At 74.4% G+C, this 9,997-nt stretch carries 10 protein-coding genes; 3 read left to right on the forward strand and 7 right to left on the reverse strand.

Translation table 11 applies throughout. The annotated features are described in order from the left end of the window. A partial coding sequence (locus tag GTW67_RS29660) for a phage holin family protein (protein ID WP_202437861.1) occupies window positions 1–349 on the reverse strand: 349 nt, incomplete at its 3' end. A gap of 71 nt (window positions 350–420) precedes the next feature. Between GTW67_RS29660 and GTW67_RS29665 the strand changes: the two genes are divergently transcribed. Then, window positions 421–771, forward strand: a complete 351-nt coding sequence (locus GTW67_RS29665; protein ID WP_161167836.1) for a VOC family protein — start codon at window positions 421–423, stop codon at window positions 769–771. A gap of 18 nt (window positions 772–789) precedes the next feature. Here the strand turns inward: GTW67_RS29665 and GTW67_RS29670 are convergent, their stop codons facing one another. Then, window positions 790–2,757, reverse strand: coding sequence for a DUF5107 domain-containing protein (locus tag GTW67_RS29670; RefSeq protein ID WP_161167837.1), 1,968 nt, complete (start codon window positions 2,755–2,757; stop codon window positions 790–792). Window positions 2,758–2,905: 148 nt separating this feature from the next. Between GTW67_RS29670 and GTW67_RS29675 the strand changes: the two genes are divergently transcribed. Continuing rightward, window positions 2,906–3,253 carry a DUF6204 family protein gene (locus tag GTW67_RS29675; protein WP_161167838.1) on the forward strand — a complete coding sequence of 116 codons (348 nt, stop codon included), beginning with the start codon at window positions 2,906–2,908 and terminating at the stop codon, window positions 3,251–3,253. On the opposite strand, the gene GTW67_RS29680 is transcribed toward GTW67_RS29675, so the two are convergent. The 5 genes from GTW67_RS29680 to GTW67_RS29700 are packed head-to-tail and all read right to left on the reverse strand — an operon-like array spanning window position 3,225 to window position 8,866. Further along, window positions 3,225–3,776, reverse strand: coding sequence for a GNAT family N-acetyltransferase (locus GTW67_RS29680; protein WP_161167839.1), 552 nt, complete (start codon window positions 3,774–3,776; stop codon window positions 3,225–3,227). The genes GTW67_RS29675 and GTW67_RS29680 overlap by 29 nt on opposite strands. Window positions 3,777–3,813: 37 nt before the next feature. Continuing rightward, entirely contained in the window at window positions 3,814–4,740 is a 927-nt protein-coding gene (locus GTW67_RS29685; RefSeq protein ID WP_161167840.1) for an LD-carboxypeptidase, read from the reverse strand. Next, window positions 4,737–6,692: a S9 family peptidase gene (locus GTW67_RS29690; protein WP_524539835.1), complete on the reverse strand. Its 1,956-nt coding sequence runs from the start codon at window positions 6,690–6,692 to the stop codon at window positions 4,737–4,739. Before GTW67_RS29690 ends, GTW67_RS29685 begins: the two co-directional genes overlap by 4 nt. A 13-nt stretch (window positions 6,693–6,705) precedes the next feature. Further along, window positions 6,706–8,040, reverse strand: coding sequence for a M20/M25/M40 family metallo-hydrolase (locus GTW67_RS29695; RefSeq protein WP_161167842.1), 1,335 nt, complete (start codon window positions 8,038–8,040; stop codon window positions 6,706–6,708). Further along, window positions 8,033–8,866, reverse strand: coding sequence for a M55 family metallopeptidase (locus tag GTW67_RS29700; RefSeq protein ID WP_161167843.1), 834 nt, complete (start codon window positions 8,864–8,866; stop codon window positions 8,033–8,035). The genes GTW67_RS29695 and GTW67_RS29700 overlap by 8 nt, the downstream gene beginning before the upstream one ends. Before the next feature lie 315 nt (window positions 8,867–9,181). Between GTW67_RS29700 and GTW67_RS29705 the strand changes: the two genes are divergently transcribed. Further along, window positions 9,182–9,997, forward strand: an 816-nt coding sequence (locus GTW67_RS29705; protein WP_161167844.1) for an NAD(P)/FAD-dependent oxidoreductase, incomplete at its 3' end; no start/stop codon positions are given.

The raw sequence follows: 9,997 nt of genomic DNA on the forward strand, positions 1-9,997 counted from the left end.
CGTGACCGCCGGCGGTGTGGTGGTGGCCGGAGCCGGGCGCCCCGCCCGGCCCGGAGGCGTGCGGCCGGGCGGCGCCGCGCAGCAGGTAGGCCGCGACGCCCAGGAGGGCGGCCGTGATCAGCGCGGCGGCCCAGTCGGGCAGGCCGATGGCGAGGGCCAGGCCCACGGTGAGCGCGAGGGCCGCGCCCGCGTACAGCGCGGCGGCACCGGAGGCGGCGTAGAGCGTGGCCTTGCGGCGCTGCTTCCGCGTCTGCTCGCGCAGCTCGTCGCGCACGGTCTCGCGTGCCACCTGCGCCAGTTCGTCGACCAGTTGCTTGTCCAGGTGTTCCAAGTGATCCATGCGGTCCATGTCTTGCGGGTACCCGCGGGCGGACGGTCCATGGGGCCCGCGCCGCGCCGGGGCCAACTAGGCTCGTCCGCATGGACATTCTGGGAGCCACACTGCGTATCTGTGTCGACGACCTGGACAAGGCGATCCCCTTCTACGAAGGGCTGGCCGGCGGACCGGCGCTGCGTTTCGAGCGCGGGGGCGTCCAGGTCGCCGCGGTCGGCTGCTTCCTGCTGATGAGCGGGCCCGAGTCCCAGCTCGACGTGTTGCGCAGGGTGGCCGCGACGATCGCCGTGACGGACGTCGAGGAGGCCCACCGGACCCTGACCGGGCTGGGCGCGGACGTCATCGCGGGCCCGGTGCACACGCCCGCCGGCCGCAACCTGATCGCCCGTCACCCGGACGGTGTGGTGTACGAGTACGTGGACCGGCAGGCCCAGTGACCACCGGCCGGGCGGGGTTCACCCTCCGTCCGGCCGCATCCGGAAGTCGTGGCGGGCGGGCAGCGGCTCGTCGGTGAGCCGGGCCCAGAGCCTGCCGATGCTCTCGTCGCCCTCCCGCAGGTCGGCGACCTCGAAGCCCTCGTCGTAGACGGCCCGTGCCTCGGTGAGCCGGCCCTCCGTGTGCAGGAGTTGTGCCTCGGTGAGGCGGAACCGGCCGCGGGTGCGGACCTCTTCGGGCAGCCGCTCCCACACGGCGCGGGCGTCCTCCGGTCGTCCGGCCGCGAGCAGTGCCTCGATCGCCTCGCGTCCGAGCGCGGCCGTCACGGCCCGCCACTGCTCCTCGCCCGCACCCCCCTCCGGCGCTTCCCGCCTCGCGCACAGGTCGTCGAAGGCGTCGGCGTACCGGTCGGCGGCCCGCTCGGGGTGCCCGCCCTCCCGGTCGGCCAGCGCGAGGCAGCGCAGCAGCGGCCAGCGGCCGGCGGCGCCGTTCAGGCCGCGCTCCCAGCTGCGTTCGGCCTGCGCCAGATCTCCGGCGTGCCACTGGGCGACGCCGAGGTGGTACTCGGTGTCCGGGGTGGCGGGCGCCGTCTCCAGCATGTCCCGCCAGGACCGGGCGACCAGCGTCTGGCCGGGCGGCAGACGCCGGTCCGGTTCCGGGAGGTACCCGGCGCGCAGCAGGTGCAGCCAGGGTTCCTGCTCCTCGCCGAGGGTGTGCTCCTCGAAGGGCGTGCCGGGCAGCTTCCAGCCCGTGCGCAGCACCTCCAGCGCGCCCCAGCCCGACCCGCCGGCCAGGCGCTCACCGGGCTCGGCGTCGGCGTACCGCAGCCAGGCCGCGTACGCGGCGTCCACGTCGGCGCGCGGCAGCGCGTGCTCCAGCCGCTCCTCCGCCCCGCGCAGCACCGCGTGCCACTCGCCGTCGGGCTCGGCGTCGAGCGGCCCGTACGCCTCCAGCCAGGACACCTCGCTCTCGGCCTCCAGCTTCACGTGCTCCAGCTGGGTGCGGGCGAGTCCGGCCTGGATCTCGCAGTAGCCGCCCGTGCCGGGTTCGGTGAGCCATTCCTGCCAGCGCCGGCCGCCGGGTCCCGCGCCCCACACGAAGAGCTTGCGGCCGCGCAGGGCGTCGGTCGAGGTCTGCGCCAGCCCGTGCCCGTCCTCGTCGAGCGCGGCGATCCAGCGGCGCCGGCCGTCGGCCACCTCGTAGAAGTAGTCGGCGGGGTACGTGCTGTTCAGCGGGTACGTCCGGTCCGCTCCGTCGTACGACGGCACGGGGATGCGGCGCAGGCGGCGCTCGTAGCCGAAGTGCCAAGCCTCGTCGGCGGGGGCGAGGACGCGGCGGTCCTCGGGGACGGCGATGTTGGACCACCAGTACGTCGGCACCGGTCGCTCGTGCGGGTTGCGGATCCGGACGCCGACGCGGAGGAAGTCCGAGCCGTCGGGCAGCCACAGGTCGACCTGGAAGGGCAGGTCGCGCAGCCGCTCCCACTCCCACAGGCGCAGCATCTCCCCGCCGTCCGGCGCGGGCACCCGGGCGGCGTGCACCGGTGAGCAGGACAGGGTGGTGTGGCCGGTGGCGCCGATGTTCCATTCGATGCCGCCGGAGAACCAGGCGCCGTTGAGGGCGAAGTCGGCGGGCTGGAACACCGGGTTGACGTAGAGGAGTTCACGCTCGGTCGGCTTGTGGAAGAGGGAGGCGATCCGGCCGCCGAGGCCGGGCAGGACGGTGGCCCGCAGCCGGTCGTTCTCGATCACCAGCGCGTCCAGGGCGCGGGGCGCGCGGTCGCGGCCGTAGCCGTCCCTGACCCGTACGGGCAGCAGGCTGCGCAGCGGCTCGTAGTCGACCTGGCGGGCCATGTCGCGCGGCAGAGCGGCCCGGTCCCGGTCGTCGATGCGGTGGGCCTCGTCCAGCGGGCGCAGCGGCGGCAGCGGGTTGTCCGGTCCCGGCGGCGCGGCGGGCAGCGTCAGTACCTCACGTCGGATCGTCGTCACGGTTCCCCATGGAAGCCGCTGACCGGCGCGGTGAACAGGGGCTTCGCCGGTCACGTTCGCGCGACGTGGCTCACGTTTAATTCGCTGGGTGCCGTGCCTGCGGCCGCCTAGAGTCGTGCGGTCGGCGTTGCGTACGAAGGAGCGGCACGTGAGTGAGCAGCACACCTACCGGGTGATCGTCCGGGGCACCTGGGAAGGGCTGACGGAGGAGTCGCGGGCCCGGCTCCTTGCCGAGGCCGGCGACCACGGCATGGCGAGCATGCGGTTCACCGAGGAGGGGTCGCTGTCGTACGAGCCGTCGCCGCTGAAGCACTTCTCGATGCGGTTCGTCGTGGTGTCGGACGCGGCGGACGGCGAGGAGATGGCGGGCGCGATCGCCGAGGACCGGGCGGAGACGGTGCTGCGCGGGCTCGGCCACGGCTTCGGCGAGCTGAGGTCGACGGTGACCGACCTGGACACCATGAAGATCAACCGGAAGTCACGCTCTCGGCGGTGATCGCCCAGCGCTGGTGGTCGCGCCAGGCCCCGTCGATGTAGAGCATCTTCGGCGAGAAACCCTCCAGGCGGAAGCCGCAGGCGCGGGCCAGCGCGATCGAGGCGGCGTTGCCGGGCTGCACGTTGATCTCCAGGCGGTGCAGCCGCAGCGGCCCGAACGCGTACCGCACGACGAGGCCCAGTCCCTCGCGCATCAGGCCGCGGCCCGCGGCGTGCGCGAAGGCGCCGTAGCCGAGGGCGCCGCTGAGGAAGCCGCCCCCGACGATGTTGTTGATGTTGACATATCCGGCGATGGCCCCGCCGTCCCTCTCGCACACCAGGAACCCCGCCTTGGTCGGGTCCTCGATCAGCCGGGCCGCGTAGGCGGCGTACGCCTGGGCGCTGTCCGGCGGGAAGAGCCACGGGTGGTGCAGGTCCTTGCTCTCGCGGACCCGGGCGGTGAACTCGGCACCGTCCTCGTAGGTGAAGTGGCGTACGCCCACGCGGGGGCCCTCGGCGAGGTGGCGGGACGCGGTGTGCGGCATCCCGCCACTCTACGTCGCTGCCGTGCGGGGTGCCCGGTCAGCGCAGCGCCGGTTCGTCCAGCGTCAAGGTGCCCGCGTCGGCGTCGAGTTCCGCGCTCACGCCGAAGGGGACGGTGAGCGCTCCCGCGCAGTGGCCGAAGCCGAAGTCCTCGACGACCGGCACGCCGAGACCGCCCAGCCGGTCGGCGAGCAGCGCACGCAGCAGCTCGGCGGGCTCGCACTGCTCCCAGGATCCGAGCAGCACTCCGGCGACGCCGTCGAGCCAGCCGGCGCGCAGCAGCTGGGTGAGGTAGCGGTCGATGCGGTACGGCTCCTCCCCCACGTCCTCCAGGCACAGCAGCCCGCCGCGCGCGGAGGGGCGGGCGTGCGGGGTGCCCAGGTCGGCGGCGAGCAGGGCGAGGCAGCCGCCGAGGGTGACGCCCCGGGCGCGGCCGGGCACCATCGGGGTGCCGCCGTCGGAGGCGATGACACGGACCGTGTCCGGGGCGAACAGGGTGGCCTTCAGGTGCTCCTGCGCCCGCGCGTTCTTGAGGAAGTCGATGCCCGCGGCCATCGGCCCGTGCAGGGTGACCAGGCCGAGGCGGCGGGCGAAGGCCTCGTGCAGGGCGGTGATGTCGCTGAAGCCGACGAACACCTTCGGCCCGGCCGCGCGCATCGCGTCCCAGTCGAGCAGGTCGGTCATGCGCTGGGCGCCGTAGCCGCCGCGGGCGCACAGTACGGCGTCCACGGCCGGGTCGCACCACGCGCTCTGGAGGTCGGCGGCACGGTCGGCGTCGGTGCCCGCCAGGTAGTCGAAGGCGGGGTGCCGGTCCAGGACGTGCGGGGCCACGACGGGGTCGAGGTCCCAGCCGCGCAGCACGTCGAGACCGGCCTGGAGCCGTTCCTCGGGCACCGGTCCGCTGGGCGCGACGACGGCGACGCGGGCGCCCGGCGCGAGCCGGGACGGACGCTGGAGGGGTTTCACTCGGTCAGCTCCAGGGTCGGGACGCCGGGCGCTTCGAACCCGAAGGCCTGTGCGTACAGGGAGAGTTCGGCCTCCAGGGCGCGCACCATGGTCTCCGCGCGGCGGAAGCCGTGGCCCTCGCCCTCGAAGGTGAGGTAGGCGTGCGGTACGCCGCGGCCGGCCATGCGGGCGAGGAACCGCTCGCACTGGACGGGCGGGCAGATCACGTCGTCCAGGCCCTGGAGCAGCAGGAACGGCGCCCGGACGCGGTCGGCGTGCTCGGTGGGCGACCGCTCGGCGTACCGGTCCGGCACCTCGGCGAGGGGCCCGATCAGGCTCTCCAGGTACTGCGACTCGAAGTCGTGGGTCTCCCCCGTGCCCCAGCCGGTCAGGTCGAGGATCGGGTAGATGACGGTGCCGCAGGCGTAGACGTCGGTGGCGGTGAGCGACGCGGCCGCCGTCCAGCCGCCCGCGCTGCCGCCGCGTACGGCGAGCCGGGCCGGGTCCGCGGTGCCCTCGTCGGCGAGGGCCCGGGCGACGGCCGCGCAGTCCTCGACGTCGACGACGCCCCACTGCTCGCGCAGCCGGTTGCGGTACTCCCGGCCGTGGCCCGTCGAGCCGCCGTAGTTGACCTCCGCGACGCCGATGCCGCGCGAGGTGAAGTAGGCGATCTCCAGGTCCAGGACCAGGGGCGACCGGCTGGTGGGGCCGCCGTGCGCCCAGATCACGTACGGCGGCAGCTCGCCGTCGGGGCCGGTGCGGGCGGGGTGGCGGGGCGGGTACACGTGGGCGTGGACGTCGCGTCCGCCGGGGCCGGTGAAGGTGCGGATGCGCGGCTCGGGATAGTGGGCGGGGTCCACGGCGTCCTCGTGCGGGGCGCCGATCACACGGGCCCGGCCGGTGCGGGTGTCCAGCTCGACCACCTCGTAGGCGCTGCGCGGGCCGGCGCCGACGGACACGACCCGCTCGCCGTCGGCGGCGAGGGTGGCCGCGAACTCGGTCCAGGGGCCGGCCGCGTCGACGACCTCGCCGGTCTCCGGGTCGAGTATGCCGAGCACGGCGGCGCCCCGGCCGTGCAGGACGGCGATCAGGCCGTTGTCCAGCGGCGCGAACCAGCGCTGGCCGAGCTTCCACAGCGGCCCGCCGAACTCCTCCTCGCGGGCGCACAGCGGGCGCCCGTCGCGGTACAGGTTCCACCAGCCGGTGCGGTCGGAGGCGTACAGCAGGGAGCCGTCGGGGGCCCAGTCGGCCTGGGCGACGGACTCCTCGGGTCCGCCGGCGACGGTCCGGGCGTCCCGGAACGTGCCGTCGGTGCCGATGTCGGCGACGAGCAGTTCGGTGCCGTCCCAGGGCATGCGCGGATGGTCCCAGGCGAGCCAGGCGGCGCGTTGCCCGTCGGGGGAGACGCGCGGCCCGGTGACGAACCGGTGCCGGTCGTCGGTGAGTTCGCGCACCGCGCCCCGGTCGCCGGCCGCCGAGCCGTCCAGCGGCACCGCCGCCAGGACCCGGCGCACGTCGCCCGGTCCGTCGCCGGTGAACTCCTCCAGCACGCACCACACCTCGCCCCGTTCGGGACGCGCCTGCGGCTCGGCCCAGCGCAGCCCGCCGCCCACCGGGGAGAGGGGGGTCAGCGGGCGCGGCTCGGCGCCGCCCGGCTCGTAGGCGTACAGCCGCTGGTCGGCGAAGTTCACGAAGACCACCAGCGGCCCGGTGGGGGTCGTGAGCGCGGTCCAGGGCCGGCCGCCGTACTCGATGACGCGGCTGCGCACGTTCCACGGCGGGGGCAGCACCGGTTCCTCGGTGCCGTCCGGGTGCCGGCGGACCAGGGTGCGCCGGCCGCCCTCGGCGGGCCTGGGCGCGGTCCACCACACCTCGTCGCCGACGAAGCCCACGTCGTCGGGCCGCCCGTCGTGCGCTGCGGCGAGCGCCGCGTCGATCGGCGAGGGCCACGATCCGTACGCCAGAGTCTGCACTGACTCCTCCAACCTAGGCGGTGCGCAGGAAGCGGTCGAGGACGCGGACGCCGAAGTGCAGGGCCTCGACGGGGACGCGTTCGTCGACGCCGTGGAAGAGGGCCTGGTAGTCGAAGCCCTCGGGCAGCTTCAGCGGCGCGAACCCGTAGCCGGTGATGCCGAGCCGGGAGAACTGCTTGGCGTCCGTGCCGCCGGACATGCAGTACGGCACGACGTGCCCCTCGGGGGCGAACTCCTCGACGGCCGCGCGCATCCCCGCGAACGCCGGCGAGTCCACCGGCGCCTGGAGGGCGACCTCGCGGTGGGCGAACTCCCAGTCCACGTCCGGCCCGGTGAGCCGGTCGAGGGTGTCGCGGAACTCGTCCTCGCAGCCGTACAGGAACCGCCCGTCGACGTGGGCGACGGCCTGGCCCGGGATGACGTTGACCTTGTAACCGGCGTCCAGCATGGTCGGGTTGCTGCTGTTGCGGACGGTCGCCTCGACCAGCTTGGCGGCCGGTCCGAGCTTGGCCAGCAGGGCGTCGACGTCGCTCAGGTCGGGGTCGACGCCGTACAGGGCGGCGAGTTCGGTGAGGGCGGCGCCGACGGTCGGGGTGAGCCGCAGCGGCCACTCGTGCTCGCCGATGCGGGTGATGGCCGCGGCGAGCCGGGTGACCGCGTTCTCCCGGTTCACCTTGGAGCCGTGTCCGGCCCGGCCGCGCGCGGTGAGCTTCAGCCAGCCGGTGCCGCGCTCGCCCGCGGCGATCGGGTAGATCTGCCGGCCGGAGCCGTCGTGGAAGGTGAACGCCCCGGACTCGCTGACGCCCTCGGTGCAGCCCTCGAACAGGGCGGCGTGCCGGTCGGCGAGGAAGCCGGAGCCGTCCTCGGCGCTGGCCTCCTCGTCCGCGGTGAACGCGATGACGATGTCGCGCCGGGGCCGCACGCCCTGCCGGGCCCAGGTGCGGGCGACGGCGAGGATCATCGCGTCCATGTTCTTCATGTCGACCGCGCCGCGCCCCCAGACGACGCCGTCGCGGACCTCCCCGGAGAAGGGGTGCACGCTCCAGTCGGCGGCCTCGGCGGGCACCACGTCCAGGTGACCGTGGACCAGCAGCGCGTCGGCGGACGGGTCGGTGCCCTCGATCCGGGCGACGACGTTGGTGCGGCCCTCGGTGCGCTCCAGCAGGGTGGGCTCAAGGCCGGCCTCGGCGAGCCGCTCGGCGGCGTACTCGGCGGCCGGGCGTTCCCGGCAGTCGCCGCCGCCGCGGTTGGTGGTGTCGATCCGGATGAGGTCGGAGGTGAACCGGACGACCTCGTCCAGTGCCTGCGCGTCCACGCCCTGCGGGCCGGTCCCGGTCTGCTCAGCCATACTGCTCCTCCACCGCGGCCGAGACGATCGTGGTGACCGCCTTGAACGTACGGATCGTGTCGAACATCGTGTCGTGCGTGTACGCCACCTTGCGCTCCCCGACGCGGGCCACACCCGGCACCACGGTCGAGGCGTCCGCCAGGTGCTCGGCGTCGAACTCCACGGCGACCGTGAACGGCCCGCCGTCCACCGGTGCGTGCCGCACCGCGAGCGCCGCGGCCTCCTTGGCCGCGGCCCGGATGTCGGCGGCGGTCCTGGCCGGGGGGCGGCACACGGCCGCGTAGCGCGAGACATGGTCCTTGACGGCGACCTTGCGCGCCTCGGGCGCGTAGCCGAGCGCGTCCTCGCAGGCCACGTCGTCGCCGGTGACCAGCACGACGGGCACCCCGTACTCGGCGACGACGTGCGCGTTGAGCAGGCCCTCGCTGGCCCGTACGTCGTTCAGCCACACGCCGGTGATCTGGTTGGCGAGGTAGGTGTGGACGAGGACGCCCTCCATGCCGGCGCCGCCGTGGTACCCGATGAAGGCGATGCCGTCCACGTCCCCGTGCTGGACGCCCTCGACCATGGACAGGGTCTTGTGGCGGCCGGTGAGCATCTCGGTCCGCTCGTCGAGCCGCTCCAGGAGCAGGTTGCGCATGCTCCAGTGCGCCTCGTTGACGAGCACCTCGTCGGCGCCGCCGTCGAAGAAGCCCTGCACGGCGGCGTTCACGTCGGAGGTGAACATCGACCGGCACCGCTCCCACTGGGGGGTCCCCGGCAACACGTCGGCCGGCCAGGTGACGCCGGTCGCGCCCTCCATGTCGGCGCTGATGAGGATTTTCACGAATCGCGGTCCGTTCGCAGGTCAGGGGCGTGCCGCAGGGCGGCGTGGATCTTCATTGCCCCGAAACCGTACGCGCTGCCGGGCCGCCTCGGCCAGGCCTGTGGACAACTGTCGATGGTCCGGACCACTGAAGTCACCGTACGGCCTACGACCGGCCTCACCCGGACGTCCGGGACGCCACTCACACATGTGGCACGCGTCACAACCGGCCCATGTCACGTCTGGGCCGCCTGCTCCCATCTGGTGGGCGTCAGTGAGCGAACCGAGGAGGACGGACACATGGCCGGACAGATGGACGGACGGATGGACGGGCAGCTGAGCACACGGCAGGAGACCGGCACGGCGAGCCCCCACCACGTGGTGATCCTGGGGGCCGGCTACGCGGGCATGGCCGCGGCCGTCCAGCTGGCGGCCCGGACGAGGCGGCGCGAGGACGTGCGGGTGACCGTGGTGAACGCCCAGGAGCGGTTCACCGAGCGCATGCGGCTGCACATGACGGCGACCGGACAGGAACTCGCCGAGCTGAGCGTCCCCGAGCTGCTGGACGGCACGGGCGCGCGGTTCGTCCGCGGCTGGGTGACGGCGGTGGACGCGGACGCGAGGACCGTGCGGATCGACGACGACCGGGTGCTGCGCTACGACACGCTGGTGTACGGGCTGGGCGGCGCCGCCGACACCGCGGCGGTGCCGGGCGCCGAGGACCACGCGTACACCCTGAGCGGCGCCCAGGACGCCGAGGCGCTGGCCGGCCGGCTGGCACGGCTCGACACCGGCACGGTGGTGGTCGCGGGCAGCGGACTGACCGGCGTCGAGGCCGCCGCGGAGATCGCCGAGCGGTATCCGCGGCTGAGCGTGGAGCTGCTGGGGCGGCAGGAGCCCGGCGCGACCATGAACCCCAGGGCCGGGGCGTATCTGCGCGCCGCGCTGGACCGGCTGGGCGTCCGGGTGCGCGCGGGCGTCGACGTGGCGAAGGTGCTGCCCGACGCGGTGGAGACGGCGGGCGGGGAACGCGTCGCCGCCGACGTGGTCCTGTGGACGAGCGGCACGCGGACCTCGCCACTGGCGGCCGCCGCCGGGCTGGCCGTCGACGACCGCGGACGCGTCGTCACCGACACCTCGCTGCGCTCGGTA

This window comes from Streptomyces sp. SID5910 (genome assembly GCF_009862125.1).
Taxonomy (GTDB): Bacteria; Actinomycetota; Actinomycetes; order Streptomycetales; family Streptomycetaceae; genus Streptomyces.